Source organism: Bdellovibrionales bacterium, assembly GCA_018266295.1.
Lineage (GTDB): Bacteria > Bdellovibrionota > Bdellovibrionia > Bdellovibrionales > Bdellovibrionaceae > JACMRP01.
In genome coordinates this window covers 175,399-190,738 of sequence record JAFEAQ010000010.1, presented here as the reverse complement: position 1 = coordinate 190,738, position 15,340 = coordinate 175,399, and the positions used below count along the sequence as shown (strand labels likewise).

Sequence of the window (15,340 nt, the reverse complement as noted above, 5' to 3'; positions counted from 1 at the left end):
CTCTCCTACGATGGAACACATTGCAGGAGTTTTGCCAGGTCATAAGCAATTTACAACGCGCTCTTGGGATCAAAAGGGGAGCGCGCCTTAATTTGTCATCGTGGAGTCTAATATCTCGACAAGGATTGGGAACGTCTCATTTTGAAACATTAAACCGTTGTTTGTCAGCGACATTTGACCCGCGTTTGAAATTAAACTGACTTCGTTTGTTTAAGATCTACTCATAGCCCCACGATGACGTGGTTACAAGGAGGCTTTATGAGCAGAAAACAATTAGCAGAATATCTCAAAGAAAAAAGAAAAGCGGCGGGAGTGTCGCAAAGTCAGGTCGCAGAAAAGCTCGGTTATAAGTGCTCGCAGTTTATCAGTAACTGGGAGCGCGGGATTTCATCGCCACCGGTGGGCACTCTCAAAGATCTGGCGGCTCTCTATCATGTGCCGGATGAAGAGATGCTGCAAAAAATTATCGATGTCACATTGGAAGAAGTAAAATTGGATCTGGAAAAACGTTTTAGAACAGAGTCAAGTTTGGCTCTAAATATCGACAACGCGGAACTCGTGGGCGACAACGGGTTCCATGATCCTGCGAGCGAGAGTCGTAAAGTGATCTGAGGCATCGGTCGTCATAATCTGGATATTCTGAGTGCTTTCATCTTTAACGGGTTTAAAGTGACCGCGTTCAATGTCCTGAGCAATGAGATCGGCAATGGCTTCGCCAGAGTCGACAAGCTCAATCGAGTTGCCCGTCACGCGGCGAATAGCTTGCTTTAAAATCGGGTAGTGCGTGCAACCCAGAATCAGGGTGTCGATTCCTGTTTGCACCATGGGATTCACGTATCTGTAAGTCACAAGATTGGTGATAGGATCTTCATCCCAGCCCTCTTCCGCAAGCGGTACAAAAAGCGGGCAGGCTTGGCTAAAGACTTCGACCTTGTCATCAAGGCGAATCAGCTCCTGCGCATACGCGGCGCTCTTGACAGTTGCGCGAGTGCCGAGAATCCCGATTTTTTTATTCTTTGAAACGCTCAGAGCTTTAAAACTCCCCGGATGAATCACGTTATAGACCGGAACCCCTTCAAATTCAGATTCAGGAAATTGTGAAGACGCTGAGTTGCAGGCAATCACCACGGCCTTGACGCCTTGGCGAAGCAAATAGTGAACATTTTGTTCTGAATAGCGACGAATCGTTTGTGCTGACTTCGAACCATAGGGGAGGCGTGCGGTGTCGCCTAAATAGAGAAAGCTCTCTTTTGGGAAACGCTCGGCGAGGACCTTTAATACGGTCAACCCGCCAATGCCTGAGTCAAACACCCCAATGGGACGAGAATCTATCACGCATTCACTCCATGGGCGCGGCTTTCCGCGATCCCGTTGCTAGACATTTCCATGAAATAAGCTTTGTCACGCATTTCGCCAACGCTGGTGGCGTTGATGTAACTCATCCCGCTGCGGATACCGCCGGTGATTTCAAGCACCACGTCTTTCACGTGACCTTTGAGGTTCACCATGGTCGATTCACCTTCAGCGGCCATGCCTTCAGGCACGCCACCGCGCCAAGAAACTTGCGCCGCTTTTGAAGCCATTCCGCGGTACTGTTTACGACCGCCCTTCATCTCTCCCGGAGTTTCAATCGTTCCAGAGAGCATGCTTCCAAGCATCACCGTACTTGCGCCGGCAGCAAAAGCCTTCACGATGTCGCCCGACGTTTTAATCCCGCCGTCGGCGATCACAGGAACGCCGTAGCTGTCTGCGATCTCTGTGCAAAGGGCAATCGCCGTTAGTTGCGGCACGCCCGCACCGGTAATGATACGAGTGGTACACATCGAGCCCGGACCGATTCCGACTTTGATGGCATCAGCGCCGGCTTCGATCAAATCTTTCGCCGCATCCGGCATCGCGAGATTTCCAGCGATGACTTCGATTTGCGGGTAAGTGTCTTTAAGCCACTTCAAAGTTTCCATCATCTGGATCGAGTGACCATGAGCAATGTCGATAGTGATGAGGTTCACGCCGGCATCCACCAAAGCTTTGGTGCGCGGTTTTGATTCGTCACCCACACCGATGGAAGCTGAAATAATTTTTGCGCCGGATTCTTTTACTTTACGAACCATGTCGGCTTGCTCTTCAATTGTTGCGAAACGGTGAAGGATGCCGAGGGCGCCGAGCTTACCCATGGCAATGGCCATGTCCGTGCCAGTAATGGTGTCCATGTTTGCGCTGATGATCGGAGTCTCGATCATGAGTTTTTTCGTCAAGCGGGAAGTCAAAGAAGGATCACGGCGCGAGCGCACATCCGAACGTTTTGGCATAATCAAAACATCATCAAAGGTCAGGCCACGGCCACGGTTTTTGATGTCTTTCCAGTTAAACATGAGCTGCTGCATTAGGGACCTCCTGCTGGTTTTGACTTTCAAACACACCCAACAACAACTGAGTGGAGAAAATAAAAAGATAAACATCGACGAGAGTCAGTACCAGGGCAGACACTGGCGTGTGCCATACCAAACGGTACTCATCAAATAAAACCGTCAGAATCGACGGAAAAATCAAATGGAAGACAAGTAAAATTGCTGAAACCTTCAGCAAATGCTTGCGCACCAGGTGGGCTGAGCTGTCCAAGGCGTCTTCCTCGCCGCGGTCATACTTCTTGGACATGGTTACGATGAACGGAATCATGGTGTATTCAAGGTACTTCCAAAGTGCTGGCAGAATGAACAATAACGACCACATCAGGGTTTTTCCCCAAGATCGCAGAATCTCAATACTCAACTGGTTCATGTGGTGCTGAATAAACTGCCAAAGGCCCTTTTCATTCGCATCCGGAGCTTTGGCGCCATAGAGCACAACCAAAATCCCCAGAATGGGGAAGATAATTCCGACAATCAGAGAGGAAAAGCCATAAACCCAGATCCACGTCGTTCCGCCGTTGGGGTTGCGCATCGCCGCTTCGGTATTGATAGTGAGAAGCTGATCCAGGCTAGTGTAGATCAGGGTTAGGACATACAGGGGAAGTCCTATGCGCTTAAAGATCTGAAAGTTTCGGGCAAAGAAATTCACGACGAAATATCAAAGCCCGGGCAGGGGCGATAGTCAAAGAGATTTCTCGGGGTGTCATGAGTCTAACGCAAAAAAGCAAATAGATGACAAGAGGGCGAAATAATGATTTTCTGGCGCTTCATTTCTAGTATGCCTCGGTGGCGAAATTGGTAGACGCACAGGACTTAAAATCCTGGGATTCCTTTACCGGGTCGTGCCGGTTCAATTCCGGCCCGAGGCACCATTTCCCTTCCATTTGCTCAGACAGTCCTCGCTCTTTTTAGTTCTTGGTATTTTATTATTTCTTGGTTCGACAGGGTTTCCGTTCTTTACGTAGAATTTTACCTTCTGTGGAACTCGCAAATGGAAGGGAAATGGTGCTGCACTTTTGGGGCGTTTTAGGTGACATTCTGATGGGTGCTTCTTAGTATAAACTTAATGAAGTCTATAAAACTTGTTCGGCCAGAGTTTCTTTTATATGGGATTTTGATTCCGTTTTCGCTTTTTTGGCTTTTGATGTTTTGGTACCTGCGTAATCCTATCGTTTCTTCTGGGAAGGCAGTTACCGATAGTGTTGTTGTGGATGTAAATCGATTGAAGGCTGATACTTACGAACTTTCTGGGATACAGCCAAACCGCTATTTTAAAAATGTTGAATCCGTTTTGAAGGCTGAAAAATTTGTGATCAATCGGCTGCAAGAATTGGGTTACCAGCCAAAAATTTATGACGTCTATGCATTCGATCGGGTTTTTCACAATATACTCTTTCGTTATGAATCAGGTGAGAGCAAAGATGTCGCTGTTATTGGTGCGCATTTAGACGCTTGTGGGCCAAAGAATCCCGGGGCTGACGACAATGCAAGTGGGGTTGCCAGCCGATCGTGAACTTGTGCGAGAACTGAAGCGTAATATGACTGCTAATAGCAAAGTGCCAGTTTATTCGATGAATGCTCCTGCTTACGTCAACGGCGTGGATTTTTCTGATCATCGTAACTATTGGACTTACGATTGGCCGGCGGTCATGATTACAGACACGGCTATGATGAGAAACAAAGCATACCATACCGAGGCTGACACACCTGACCGCCTTGATTATACGAAAATGAGTGAAGTTGTTAAAGGCATATACGGAGCTGTTATTGCAATGCTTTCACAAGATTAGTAAATCAATGTGAGGGATACATTAAGTACAGTCAGTGAAGGACTTTCTAATATCTGAGGGCGGCCGCAAAGGATTCACCGGCGCTGCACTTCACCCATGTATTGACTGCACCGATTTGGACCGGAGAGCTTCGCGCTACAACTGTTCCATCTCCTAACTGTCCCTTATTATTCGAGCCCCATGCCCAGAGTGTTCCATCAGAACGAATGGCCATAGCTTGATCCAATGAGGAATCCAACGCCGTCCAAGTGGAAGTTCCCACTTGGGTCGGTACACTTCTGTCGTTGGTGTCACCGAGACCGAGCTCTCCATAGGAGTTACTGCCCCAGCTCCACAAGGTCCCATCGGTTTTAAGCGCAAGACTGCCGTAGCCTGCGGTGCCAAGAGTCATCCAGTTCGTGCCGACGCCAATTTGAATCGGTGAACTTTTCGCCGCGAAAAGGCCGTTGCCAAGTTGCCCACTCGAATTGAGCCCCCAGGCCCATAGAGTTCCATCCGTTTTGAGCGCAAGGACGTGGCCAAAGCCCACGTTGATCTTCGACCAATTTGTGAGAGCGCCTACTTGAATTGGAGAACTTTTATTTACGATCGTTCCGTCTCCGAGCATACCGGCAGAGGCGGCGGCGTTATATCCCCAAGACCATAGAGTCCCGTCGGTTTTTATCGCGAAGCTGTTCAATCCCCAAGTGCCATTTACATAAGCCCAGTTGGTGTCAGTGCCAATTTGAATCGGAGAACTTTTACTCACCGTCGTGCCATCGCCCAGCTGTCCTTTTGAGTTATCGCCCCAGGCCCATAAAGTTCCATCGCTCTTGACCGCGAGCGTATGCGAGAACTCTGCTGTCGTCCAAACTCCGGCGGCGCAAACCATCGACCAATTATTTCCCGTTCCAATTTGCACCGGAGAGTTTTTTCCAACGACAGTGCCAATGCCGAGTTGACCATTGGTATTGTCACCCCACGTCCATAAAGTTCCGTCGGTTTTTATGGCCATCGTGTGAATGGATCCGGCGGAAACTGAGTCCCAGGTTGAGAGAGAGCCTACCTGCACGGGAGAGCTTTTATTGGTTGAAATCCCGAGTCCTGTCGCTCCGTCATTGCCGTAGCCCCACATCCATAACGTCAACGGAGTCTTACGCCAAAAAGCGAATGGAATTATGTGTGCGAGGGATTTCTTTCCGGAAAATAAAATTCCAAGAATCAGAGATACTGGCCGTAGTAAAGAGGCTTGATTCACAACAAATCCAAAACCAAATAATCGCTTTAAGAACAATCTTCTCTTAATATTTCTCCTGATACTTCTCTTAACGGTTATTTTTTTCTCTCTCTTCATGGTTCTTCCTCGAAAGCTGATCATTCACATCCGAATCAATGCTTAAAAAAATTCGTATGATTGGCTTTAATGTTATTTCTCATTTAACGATATGACAAACTAATGGAACCATATCCAGTTTAGTGTTTGCTTGAAATGTACCGTAGGGAACACCTTGGAACGCAGGGCTTTATTCGATGATTTCGTTGGAGCATACAAGCCCATGCATATTCGTATAAATCAGACTAATTAAAGCTGTACCAACCTCATGGATAGCAAAGCTCTCGCTGCACAATTGCAGCAGAATTCATTCCACTATTGAGTTTGTGTTGGCATGCGGACGGCTGTGACTGTCAACATAGTCCCAATGGATTCTCTCATTTTCATCTTCAAAAGTATTCTTCATCGACGTTGCGCCGGACTTCTGATTTGTCTTTTCTGCGGATCACAGATCTTAGCGCAAACAATCCCAATGGCCTTTTTCCGAAACCAAATGAACACCGTGGTTCTCACTTCGGGGACGAGTTGGATCGTGCCATCTGGAGTGACGACTCTTATCTCTGTGGAGTGCTGGGGGGCTGGCGGAGGTGCTGCTGGAGCTTCGAGTTGGTCTGCATATGGTGCGGGCGGCGGCGGTGCTTACGCGAAGAAAAATAATCTCGCCGTGACACCTGGTAACAGTATCACTTACTCGATTGGTGCCGGCGGCACTTCTGGCAACAATGCGCCTGGTACCAATGGGGGCGATACTTGGTTTTCGAGTACAGGCACGGTGTTGGCCCAAGGTGGGCGAGGTTCTATTCAAGATGGAACTAACTATTTGGGCGGCGCTGGTGGCGCGACGGCGTCTTCCGTAGGTGATGTGCTTTATGCTGGCGGTGCTGGCGGCAACAATCCTAGTTATTTTCCCGGTGCTGGTGGTGGCGCCGCGGGTTCTCCGACGGGCGCAGGTGCCAATGGGGCCAGCCCTCCGAGTGATTCCTTTGGCGCTGCCGGCGGTGCTGCAAACGGGGGCGGAGCTGGAGGTAGTGCGGGTACGTCGGGTGCTTCTCCCACTGTAGGATCTGCCGGTGTGTCAAACCAAAATGGTGGCGGTGGCGGCGGCGGAGGAGGCGCTAGTTCTGGCGCTGCTGCGGGAGCTGCGGGCGGAGCTGGTGGTTTTCCTGGCGGTGGCGCAGGATCCGCGGGTGGGAGCTCGGGGAATGGCGGCGGCGTTTCTGGAAGTGGCGGCGGCGGCCAGATTATTCTGACCTATCGACGTTAGATAGAGATCGCTGCGCTCAAGCGGCCTTTTCGGCAGAGAGTGAAATCTGTGCTTGTGCGGGACGGACGCGGTCCCACAGGAAGTAGAGCCACAGGATCATACCGGCTGCGAAATATCCCATATAAAATTTGTAGCTGAAGATTCCGGCGCGGCCGATGGTGTTAAAGCTAATGAATGCAAAGCTGCACAGGCAAATGCGCGCAAGCCACTGTGCTTTTGGCAACGTTGAGTTCTTTAGGAGCAAAAACGCGAGCGGGAAAAGGTACAAGACCTGATACCACCATGCGAGCGGCGAAAAGAAGAAGATGATCGCAAGCCAATAGCCTCCCGCCAGCGCGGTTCTCTGCTGTGGATTCTCGTGCTTGTGAGTTCTATCCAAATAAATTCCCAGCACCACGGCGAGTCCCAAGAGGCCGGCCCAGATCGTTTTTGCAAGGCTCTCACCAAAGAGGACGTAGCACACGCGGAGAACGCTTTGCACTTCAAACGTGTTGAATTGTTCCTTTGACTGAGTCATCAAGAGATCGAGCCACGAGTGATAAAGACCCCAGTTGACGATGTCGCCAAAGCTTAAGCTGACAATACCATGCAAAACCAAAGCGCCGCCGAGAAGTCCCAAAGCCGTGCGCCAGTTTTTGTAAAGAGCATAGAACAGCAGGATGCCTAAATTGAGTTTGAGGCTGATCAGCACAGCTAAGAGCAAGCCGCTGCGGAAAGGTTTTTGAGTCGAGTCCTCTAGCCACAAGAAAATCTGAGTCGCGCCCCAAAAGAGAAGGCCGTTGATTTGCCCGTAAGCCGTTTCTGCTGACATCGCATTCAGGCTTAAGACGACCAGGATTAAGAAACTTGTCGTGGTGATTTTATAGTTAAGGAGCTTACTCCAAGAGTGGGCCGCCCAAATCCACAAGCCCATGTTGACCGCATTAAAAGCCAGGGTCGCCAGGGTAAAAGGGAGCAGGGACCATAGCGAAAAAACCACGGCCCAGGCAGGGTGGTACTTAAACGGCGACCAGCCGTCGGCCGGATTGTAGACAGATTGATGAGTGAGGAAGCGTTCGCCGGCGAGATAGAAAACTTTAAAATCGCCGCCGTGATTGCAGGCATTCCAAAGTAAGCCTGCGAGAAAAAACAAAATACCTAAGATAGAAAGAATGCTAGAGTTTCTTTTAAGATACGCCATTCTGCCTCAGTTGATCTTATTACCTTAGCAAACGGGATTGTCAGAGTCATACACGCAATTGCGCACTAGACCTTTTCATGCGCCTCTGGCAAGTGGCTATTATTACAAGCTAATTTAAATCAGTTGAAATTAAAAAGAATCGACGTTACTAATATTCGGGATGAAAGTAACGGTTGCCCTTTTTCTTTCTTTTATTATCTTCTCGATGACCTCGCTAGCGGGCATTCATTGTAAATTGAATTCAAATAAAGAAAGCACTTCCGTCATTACGGCGATGGTGGCTGCGGATTATTCTCACCAAGCGGATCCCGTGGATGACAGCCAAGGCGAGCACGTTTGTCACTTTGGTCATTCCGGCCATTGTTCTTTCGACTACACTCAGCAAGTCGCTGTGTCTTTAGATGTTCAAGTTGGCACTCCTAATTTGGACTACATGTTTAACTATCTCAGCATGGTTTTTGAAACTCAAAAGCGCCCTCCGATTGCTTAGCGACGTCTTATAGCTAAGTTCGAAATTTTAAAAATTAAATATTTATTAGCCAAATGGGTGGGCCCGATTTGAACGGCATTCCTTTGGCTCGGAGAGATGTATGAAAAAATACGTAATGGCACTTATTTGCCTTTCTTTTGCAGCGACCGCATGTACCACAACTTATTACCGCTCAGAGAGCAAACCCCTTCATTTTGAAGATGGTTCTACGCAGGTAAAAATCAAATTCAACGAATCGGTAATCCCTGAAAAAGGGGCCGAGATCACAGCTTTAAATAAAACATGCGCCACAAAAAATTTTAAAGATCGAGAAAGAGTGAATTGCGTTCGTCAACTTGCTTCCATTGGAAAGGTCGTCGGAGTCACGGACCAAATGGCAACAGTCGAGTTTAAGCAAGGCACAGGTATAGACGCAGAGACTGAGTACGAAGTTCTTAAGAACGGGGCAAAATAATGAAGAAGTTATTCACTTTGCCGCTTATTTTCTTTGCGATGGAAGGGTTGGCTCAGCAACAGTCAGCGCCCACGACAACGACGACCACGGTAAACACTGTGGTGAAACCGAAATCCAACGTCGGTTTCTTGGCCATCTCGGCTGTTGATATGAGCGCTTCAGATATTCGTGACCGAAATTCCCATGCGGCCGTCAATACGACCAATGCGCTGGGGCTGACCTATAAGACCAGTGAGACAACCAAGTGGGGTTTTCGTCAGTATTTTACATATACGCGCGATAGTGACAGTGGTAGCAAGTTCGAGAGATCCAATTCCGTCGTGACTTACTCGTTTAAGACGCCCGGATTGTTGGGGTCAGATGAAATCGTCCCGCTTGTATGGTTTTATCTGCCTGTCACGGACAAGGCGATTGCCGAAAGAAGCAACGGTAAGTTCCGTTTGACTGCTTACGTGAACTGGACGCTCAACCCGCGTTGGAGTGTGACTTACTTTTTAGACCCGCGCCAGGGTTTTACTCCCCAATCCATCAGTCAAGACGGGAAGGAGAAGTTTTCCCACACGACTCTCATTCATGGGGTGAGTCTTTCTTATTCTTTGTCCGACAATGTGTCCTTTTATCAGGGGATTGGCACAACAGAAGACTGGCGAACGAGCAGTCTCAGCCTGTTGGATGAGACCTTAGATATCAGTACGGGGATGTACGTGACCGTAGGGCCCGTGCTCTTTGTTCCCGATATCACAAACTCTGTGGCGACACGACAAAATGGTCTCAGGCCGGATTCTCGAAGTTTGCAATCAAGTTTGTACCGTGCGGAGGAAGTCACTTACAGCGTAAGCATGTTGGCGAGCTTCTAAGGAAAGTTCTAAAGGGGTTTTTATGGGCGGCCGGCTGTACAGTTCAGGTCGCCCATAAACTCATTGGCTTCTCATTTTGGATGTTTCAACCTAAGATGTTGATGCCCCTATTGAAGATTGGTATATTGTTTAAAGTGACAAAAAGCAGAACATTTTTATTATTAACTTGGTTCTCTATCAGCGTGCTCTTCGGTACGCTGATCTTATCATCTTTTGCTATTTGTGATCACAGTGATGGGGCCTCTCTTGTGAGTGTCTATCAAAAAAATACCCATAGCAGCAGTTCTCCTGTCGATGATTGTTCACAGAGCGTTTGTCACTTTGGTCATTGTTCCAATGTCGTTGTGCCGGTTATTTCCGGACTTTCTTTCGCCCACTCCATGAAAGTGGACTACATTTTAAAGTTTAAGAGACCGCACGATCGGTTCTTAGATGTGCCTTATCAGCCTCCGAAAAACGCTTAACCTCCGTTAAGCCTTACTTTCTCAATCACATTTTATAGAGGTTTTTATGTCGCTTTTTAAAAAGGCGGCACTTGCAATGGTTATGACCTTGGCGCCCATGGGCGCATTGGCAGTCGAGGACCCTTGCGTTGCCGTTAATAATGCAAATCAAATGGTTTTATGTGCAGAAAGTAGATCGCCTGAAGTTTTAAAGGCCGAATCTTACTTAAACTCAAAGAAGGCCGCAGTCGGGCAGTCTTCGCAGCTTTTAAATCCTGAACTGTCATCGGAGTATGTTGCAGGCAAAAACTCCGGGCAAAATCAGTCGGAATTCGACGTGAGCTTGGCTTTTCCGATCGAGGTCGGTGGTGGACGTTCTGCAAGAAAGTCCCTTGCTGAATCCGAAGTCAAAAAGGCCGAGGCGGAGCTTACGAAGGTTCGCGCCGAGGTCCGTAAGCAAGTGATTTTGCATTTAACGCGGCTTCGTCAGTTATACGAAGAGGCCGAGATGGTCGATGAGTCTATTGCCGTCTTTTCAAAACTCGTTCGTCAGTATCAGCAGCGTCCAAAGCTTTCACCGGAACAAGAAGTCACCGTCGAGGTTTTTGACCTTGCGAAGTCAGATTATGTTTTTAAAAAGCAAGAAATCATCGAAGAGATCACAAAGATTGACTCGTTCTTTAAGCTCTCACTCGGAAAGCCCTTAGCTGATTTCAAATTGAATCTGCCGGCAAGGGTGAAAAACTGGCCAGAGATTTCAGAGAAATCTGAAAAAATCAACAGCTCACCACTGCTTGCAATTTATGAAGCAGAAGTCGGAATGTCCCAGGCAGAGCTTGCAAAAGCCCGCAGTGAAGTGTTTCCAGCTCTGAGTGTGGGGCCGTCTATGAAACGAGTCTCTGACGGGGATGTAACTTCAAGTCAAGTTGGTATCAACTTCAGTATGCCGCTACCGTTGCTAAGTCTGAATCAAGGCGGTCGAGCCACTGCTGCTGCGAATGTTAAGACCGCGGAGGTCCGCCGTGATTTTGCTCTTACCGAATTGCACAACCTGCGCGAGACGCTGTTTAAGCAGTACGTAAGCTCGGTCAGGCTGCTCAAAGCTTCGTCAAGTGGCTTGTCTCAAGAAAAACGCCACAAGAAAATCGAGGGGCATTTCTATCGTGGCCTTGTTCCCAGCAGTCTTGTGATCGAGGCCCATCGAAGCCTCGTTGAATTTGAAAAAACTAGGAATGAACGAGAACTCAAAACACTCGAGAACTATTTAGACATTCGTTTTATTGACGGCGAAGCGATGGAGTTTGCTCTATGAAAAAAATAATTTTAGCCGCACTCGGTATTCTATTTTTATTTCAACCGCACTTATCTTTAGCCGACGAAGAAGAGGCGGTGTCGCCGGCGGTGGGACCGGATAAGGGGATTACGGCCGCCGATGAGCATGACGGAATTAAGCTGTCTTCTGAGGCCATAAAAAACTTTGCCCTACAAACTCTGAAGCTGAGTTCGAACCCTTCTGAATGGGAGATTCCAAGTAAAGCCATTCTCGTTTCCGGTGAAGAGGTGAATATCTATAGATTGCGTGATGGTTTTTATAAGCGCATCGATTTCACCACAGTTTCGAAGTCCGCTGGAAAATTAAAAATCAAGTCAAAGGAACTCAAAGTCGGTGATGAGATTGTCACGAGTGGCCTTGGGTTTTTACGTGCAGCAGAATTGTCCGCCTTCTCTTCTGGAGAAGAAGGACATGGGCACTAGTAGAGGTTTATATGATTAATAATATCATTCGTTTTTCAGTCTATAATAGGTTTTTAGTTATTCTTTTGACTCTGGGAATCGCACTTGCAGGCTTGTACGCGTTTCAACACCTGCCGATCGACGCCGTCCCGGATATTACCAATAATCAAGTTCAGGTAAACACGGTCATTGAGGGCTTAGCACCCGAAGAGATCGAGCGCAGTATCACTTATCCGGTGGAGTCCGCGATGAGGGGTATTGCCGGAGTCGAGCAAGTCCGCTCGATCACGCGCTTTGGGTTGTCTCAGGTGACCATCGTGTTTAAGGACGAAGTCGAAATCTATCGGGCGCGCCAAATGGTGACTGAGAGATTGCAGGGAGTTTTGCCGGAGCTGCCTTCAGGGGCCGAAGCAAAGTTGGGCCCCATTTCAACGGGGCTGGGTGAAATCTTTCAATACGCTTTGGATGTTGCAAAGCCGTCCTCAGATGCAAGTGAGCGCTTAAAGCAAATGATGCAGGTCCGGGAAGTGCAGGACTGGTTTGTGAAGCCGCGCTTACTCACAGTCGAAGGAGTGGCTGAAATCAACACCACGGGGGGATTTGAAAGACAGTACCACGTTCAGCCGGATATTAAGAAAATGGCGTCCTACGGAATTCACTTCGAAGACATCGTTACCGCACTTGAAAAAGTGAATAAGAATGTCGGTGGCGGATATATTTCTCAGACGGCGGAACAATTCCTGGTTCAGGGCATTGGGCTTTTTAAGGGTCCTGAAGATATTGAACAGGCACCGGTCAAGCAGCTGGATTCTTTTAAAGTCATTACTATCGGGGACATTGCGAGAGTGCGTCTCGGAAAGGAATTAAGAACGGGAGCCGCCACTTATAACGGTCAGGAAACCGTGCTTGGCACGGTGATGATGTTGCTCGGTGAAAATAGCCGAACCGTTTCCACACGTGTTCATGATAAGGTCGAAGAAATTCGTAAAACTCTGCCCGAGGGATTTGTTTTAAAGACGGTTTATAACCGTTCGGACCTTGTCAATGCCACTCTTGGGACCGTAGAGCATAATTTGCTCTTAGGGGCAGGGTTGGTGATCATCGTGCTCTTCCTGCTTGTCGGAAATATCAGAGCCGCTGTCATCACGGCGTTGACGATTCCGTTTTCACTGCTGATCACGTTTTTAATCATGAAGCCCCTTGGGATTTCCGGAAATCTGATGAGTCTTGGCGCTTTGGATTTCGGTATTATCGTCGATGGGACGGTGATTCTGGTCGATAACTGTGTTCGCATGATTCATGAGCGGGCTAAGCAGTACAAACGGAAACTCAGTAAAGAAGAAATCAAAGAAACGATCGTTGAAGCCTCGATTGAAATCCGCAAGGCCGCGGGGTTTGGTCAGCTGATCGTCGTGATGGTCTTCCTGCCGGTGTTTGCGCTTGTGGGCGTCGAAGGAAAGATGTTTAAGCCGATGGCCGCGACATTTTCAATCGCGGTGCTTGCAGCTTTGGTGCTTTCGTTTACAACGGCACCGGCACTGGCGAGTCTTTTTCTGTCTTCTAATGACGAAGGCAAGGAGCCAAGAATCATGGGATGGATTCGCGCGCTCTATAAGCCTATTTTAGAAGCGACCTTTGTCTTTAAAAAAACGGCGATTGTATTGTCACTTGCAGCGGTTGTTCTGGGTGGGATTCTGTTTGCTCGCCTGGGGTCGGAGTTCTTGCCGCAATTAAGTGAAGGTTCCTACGCATTTCATATGATTCGTCCGGTGAATTTGAGTCTGGATCAATCTATTGCCTTTCAGCTGAAGGCAGAGGGAATCATTAAAGAGTTTCCAGAGGTCGAAGACGTGTTCTCACGCATCGGGACCAGTGAGGTTGCAACAGACCCGATGGGTGTAAATATCTCTGATACCTACATCATGCTGAAGTCTCGCAATCAATGGGGGACTAGTAATGAAGGTACAAAGCACACTTACGCAAGCCTCGTGAAAGCGATTATTGAAAGACTCGAGAAGGAACTTCCTGGTCAGTCATACTTAGCCTCTCAGCCCATTCAGATGAGGTTTAATGAATTGCTAGAAGGGACCAGGGCCGATGTTGCTGTAAAAGTCTTTGGGCCTGATTTGCAAAAAAATATGGAAATCGCAAAACAGATTCAGGAAGTGGTCTTAAGAGTTCCCGGCGCCGGTGACGTCGAAGTCGACCTTGCGGGAACCAGCCCGGTTCTTCGTGTCGTTCCGATAGATTCGGCGGTTAAGAGATACGGTGCAAGCGTGTCGGACATTCTAAGCACGGTGGCGATTGCTCTTGGCGGGCAAGAAGCCGGATTTCTTTATCAAAACGAGAAGAAGTTTCCTATCGTCGTAAGACTCAGCGAGGAAGAACGTTCGGATCTGGCAACGATTCGTGCTTTGCCTGTGGGAATTGGCTCTAACACCACGACTCCGCTATCGACCTTAGCGAGCTCGAAGTTTGCCGAAACCTTTGGTTCCATCAATCGTGAAGATTCCAATCGTCGTTCGGCGGTGCTCATCAATCTTCGCGGCCGAGATACTGAAAGTTTCGTCAATGAAGCTCAAAAGATCGTCGAGAAAGAAGTCGCTCTTCCTCAGGGATATTATATCCAATGGGGTGGAAACTTTAAAAACTTGCAGGAGGCTCGCACAAGATTATTGGTGTTGACGCCGATTGCACTGGGGCTTGTGCTTTTGATGATCTTTGCGGCCTTTAGAAGTGTCGGGCAGACGTTGCTGATTTTCTGCTGCATTCCTTTTGCCCTTGTCGGCGGAGTTATCGGGCTTATCTTGAATCAGCTGCCATTTAGTATTTCCGCGGGGGTTGGATTTATCGCTCTTTCGGGAATCGCGGTTCTGAACGGGGTTGTCTTAGTTAATTACTTCAATCAGTTAAAGCTTGAGGGAAAGTCCGGAAAGGATCTCGTGGTTCAAGGGACGCTCATACGCCTGCGACCGGTTTTGATGACAGCCCTTGTGGCCATTTTTGGATTTTTACCTATGATGCTTTCAACCAGCATCGGTGCCGAAGTTCAAAAACCCCTCGCAGCGGTGGTTATCGGAGGCATTGTCTCATCGACTTTGCTCACACTTTTTGTTTTACCGATCTTGTATTCGATTTTTGAAAATAAATTTAAAGCCCGCGTCGCGCACTAGGAAACTACAGATCAATTTCTTTCAGACTCCACTCAAGCAGAGACATATCCGGTGCTTTGGTGGAGTCTTTTTTATCTTTACCGATGATACGAATTGAAACTTCGTCACCGTTAATGGTCCAAAGCAGTGTGTCGCCCTTAGCGATTTTTAGGGCTTTGCGGACTCTGAGGGGGATAGTAGTTTGATTCTTTTTAGAGGCTTTGGAAGTGGCGCCGGGTTGACTCATAGGATGCTT

16 protein-coding genes and 1 tRNA gene are annotated in these 15,340 nt (G+C 48.2%); 11 read left to right on the top strand and 6 right to left on the bottom strand.

Going from position 1 to position 15,340, the window contains the following annotated elements; translation table 11 throughout:
* The first annotated feature begins 258 nt into the window (after window positions 1-258).
* On the top strand, window positions 259-612 hold the full coding sequence (locus JSU04_08620) for a helix-turn-helix transcriptional regulator (protein ID MBS1970358.1): 354 nt from the start codon (window positions 259-261) through the stop codon (window positions 610-612).
* On the opposite strand, the gene JSU04_08615 is transcribed toward JSU04_08620, so the two are convergent.
* From JSU04_08615 to JSU04_08605, 3 genes are read right to left on the bottom strand one after another with little or no spacing between them, the layout of a single operon-like run.
* On the bottom strand, window positions 535-1,335 hold the full coding sequence (locus JSU04_08615) for a glutamate racemase (GenBank protein ID MBS1970357.1): 801 nt from the start codon (window positions 1,333-1,335) through the stop codon (window positions 535-537). The genes JSU04_08620 and JSU04_08615 overlap by 78 nt on opposite strands.
* Window positions 1,332-2,372, bottom strand: coding sequence for a guanosine monophosphate reductase (locus JSU04_08610; protein ID MBS1970356.1), 1,041 nt, complete (start codon window positions 2,370-2,372; stop codon window positions 1,332-1,334). The genes JSU04_08615 and JSU04_08610 overlap by 4 nt, the downstream gene beginning before the upstream one ends.
* On the bottom strand, window positions 2,365-3,057 hold the full coding sequence (locus JSU04_08605; protein MBS1970355.1) for a hypothetical protein: 693 nt from the start codon (window positions 3,055-3,057) through the stop codon (window positions 2,365-2,367). The genes JSU04_08610 and JSU04_08605 overlap by 8 nt, the downstream gene beginning before the upstream one ends.
* A gap of 131 nt (window positions 3,058-3,188) precedes the next feature.
* Here JSU04_08605 and JSU04_08600 point away from each other — a divergent pair.
* The 3 genes from JSU04_08600 (at window position 3,189) to JSU04_08590 (ending at window position 4,198) form a co-directional block, all read left to right on the top strand.
* Window positions 3,189-3,280: transfer RNA gene (locus tag JSU04_08600), tRNA-Leu, on the top strand.
* Window positions 3,281-3,474: 194 nt separating this feature from the next.
* Window positions 3,475-3,921: a M28 family peptidase gene (locus JSU04_08595; GenBank protein ID MBS1970354.1), complete on the top strand. Its 447-nt coding sequence runs from the start codon at window positions 3,475-3,477 to the stop codon at window positions 3,919-3,921.
* 25 nt (window positions 3,922-3,946) lie between these two features.
* The gene (locus JSU04_08590) at window positions 3,947-4,198 is read left to right on the top strand and encodes a hypothetical protein (GenBank protein ID MBS1970353.1); all 252 of its coding nucleotides are present in this window, start codon (window positions 3,947-3,949) and stop codon (window positions 4,196-4,198) included.
* A 46-nt stretch (window positions 4,199-4,244) separates the two neighbouring features.
* Here the strand turns inward: JSU04_08590 and JSU04_08585 are convergent, their stop codons facing one another.
* Window positions 4,245-5,324 (bottom strand): hypothetical protein, encoded by a 1,080-nt coding sequence (locus JSU04_08585; GenBank protein ID MBS1970352.1) that lies wholly within the window; start codon window positions 5,322-5,324, stop codon window positions 4,245-4,247.
* A gap of 553 nt (window positions 5,325-5,877) precedes the next feature.
* Between JSU04_08585 and JSU04_08580 the strand changes: the two genes are divergently transcribed.
* Window positions 5,878-6,774, top strand: a complete 897-nt coding sequence (locus JSU04_08580) for a hypothetical protein (GenBank protein ID MBS1970351.1) — start codon at window positions 5,878-5,880, stop codon at window positions 6,772-6,774.
* Between the two features lie 16 nt (window positions 6,775-6,790).
* Here the strand turns inward: JSU04_08580 and JSU04_08575 are convergent, their stop codons facing one another.
* The gene (locus JSU04_08575; GenBank protein MBS1970350.1) at window positions 6,791-7,954 is read right to left on the bottom strand and encodes a DUF2029 domain-containing protein; all 1,164 of its coding nucleotides are present in this window, start codon (window positions 7,952-7,954) and stop codon (window positions 6,791-6,793) included.
* A 160-nt stretch (window positions 7,955-8,114) separates the two neighbouring features.
* Between JSU04_08575 and JSU04_08570 the strand changes: the two genes are divergently transcribed.
* The 6 genes from JSU04_08570 (at window position 8,115) to JSU04_08545 (ending at window position 15,105) form a co-directional block, all read left to right on the top strand.
* On the top strand, window positions 8,115-8,444 hold the full coding sequence (locus JSU04_08570) for a hypothetical protein (protein MBS1970349.1): 330 nt from the start codon (window positions 8,115-8,117) through the stop codon (window positions 8,442-8,444).
* A 100-nt stretch (window positions 8,445-8,544) separates the two neighbouring features.
* Window positions 8,545-8,898, top strand: coding sequence for a hypothetical protein (locus JSU04_08565; GenBank protein ID MBS1970348.1), 354 nt, complete (start codon window positions 8,545-8,547; stop codon window positions 8,896-8,898).
* Complete coding sequence (locus JSU04_08560; protein ID MBS1970347.1) at window positions 8,898-9,755, top strand: hypothetical protein; 858 nt, start codon at window positions 8,898-8,900, stop codon at window positions 9,753-9,755. The genes JSU04_08565 and JSU04_08560 overlap by 1 nt, the downstream gene beginning before the upstream one ends.
* A gap of 510 nt (window positions 9,756-10,265) precedes the next feature.
* The gene (locus JSU04_08555) at window positions 10,266-11,510 is read left to right on the top strand and encodes a TolC family protein (GenBank protein ID MBS1970346.1); all 1,245 of its coding nucleotides are present in this window, start codon (window positions 10,266-10,268) and stop codon (window positions 11,508-11,510) included.
* Window positions 11,507-11,953, top strand: coding sequence for a hypothetical protein (locus JSU04_08550; GenBank protein ID MBS1970345.1), 447 nt, complete (start codon window positions 11,507-11,509; stop codon window positions 11,951-11,953). The genes JSU04_08555 and JSU04_08550 overlap by 4 nt, the downstream gene beginning before the upstream one ends.
* A gap of 11 nt (window positions 11,954-11,964) precedes the next feature.
* Complete coding sequence (locus tag JSU04_08545; protein ID MBS1970344.1) at window positions 11,965-15,105, top strand: efflux RND transporter permease subunit; 3,141 nt, start codon at window positions 11,965-11,967, stop codon at window positions 15,103-15,105.
* A gap of 4 nt (window positions 15,106-15,109) precedes the next feature.
* Here the strand turns inward: JSU04_08545 and JSU04_08540 are convergent, their stop codons facing one another.
* Entirely contained in the window at window positions 15,110-15,331 is a 222-nt protein-coding gene (locus JSU04_08540) for a hypothetical protein (protein ID MBS1970343.1), read from the bottom strand.
* Between the last annotated feature and the right edge of the window lie 9 nt (window positions 15,332-15,340).

Bases quoted from the DNA above. Each gene is read 5' to 3' on its own strand.
- JSU04_08620 (MBS1970358.1), top strand. From the start codon at position 259: ATGAGCAGAAAACAATTAGCAGAATATCTCAAAGAAAAAAGAAAAGCG.
- JSU04_08610 (MBS1970356.1), bottom strand. From the start codon at position 2,372: ATGTTTAACTGGAAAGACATCAAAAACCGTGGCCGTGGCCTGACCTTT.
- JSU04_08595 (MBS1970354.1), top strand. From the start codon at position 3,475: ATGAAGTCTATAAAACTTGTTCGGCCAGAGTTTCTTTTATATGGGATT.
- JSU04_08590 (MBS1970353.1), top strand. From the start codon at position 3,947: ATGACTGCTAATAGCAAAGTGCCAGTTTATTCGATGAATGCTCCTGCT.
- JSU04_08580 (MBS1970351.1), top strand. From the start codon at position 5,878: ATGGATTCTCTCATTTTCATCTTCAAAAGTATTCTTCATCGACGTTGC.
- JSU04_08575 (MBS1970350.1), bottom strand. From the start codon at position 7,954: ATGGCGTATCTTAAAAGAAACTCTAGCATTCTTTCTATCTTAGGTATT.
- JSU04_08570 (MBS1970349.1), top strand. From the start codon at position 8,115: ATGAAAGTAACGGTTGCCCTTTTTCTTTCTTTTATTATCTTCTCGATG.
- JSU04_08565 (MBS1970348.1), top strand. From the start codon at position 8,545: ATGAAAAAATACGTAATGGCACTTATTTGCCTTTCTTTTGCAGCGACC.
- JSU04_08560 (MBS1970347.1), top strand. From the start codon at position 8,898: ATGAAGAAGTTATTCACTTTGCCGCTTATTTTCTTTGCGATGGAAGGG.
- JSU04_08555 (MBS1970346.1), top strand. From the start codon at position 10,266: ATGTCGCTTTTTAAAAAGGCGGCACTTGCAATGGTTATGACCTTGGCG.
- JSU04_08550 (MBS1970345.1), top strand. From the start codon at position 11,507: ATGAAAAAAATAATTTTAGCCGCACTCGGTATTCTATTTTTATTTCAA.
- JSU04_08545 (MBS1970344.1), top strand. From the start codon at position 11,965: ATGATTAATAATATCATTCGTTTTTCAGTCTATAATAGGTTTTTAGTT.
- JSU04_08540 (MBS1970343.1), bottom strand. From the start codon at position 15,331: ATGAGTCAACCCGGCGCCACTTCCAAAGCCTCTAAAAAGAATCAAACT.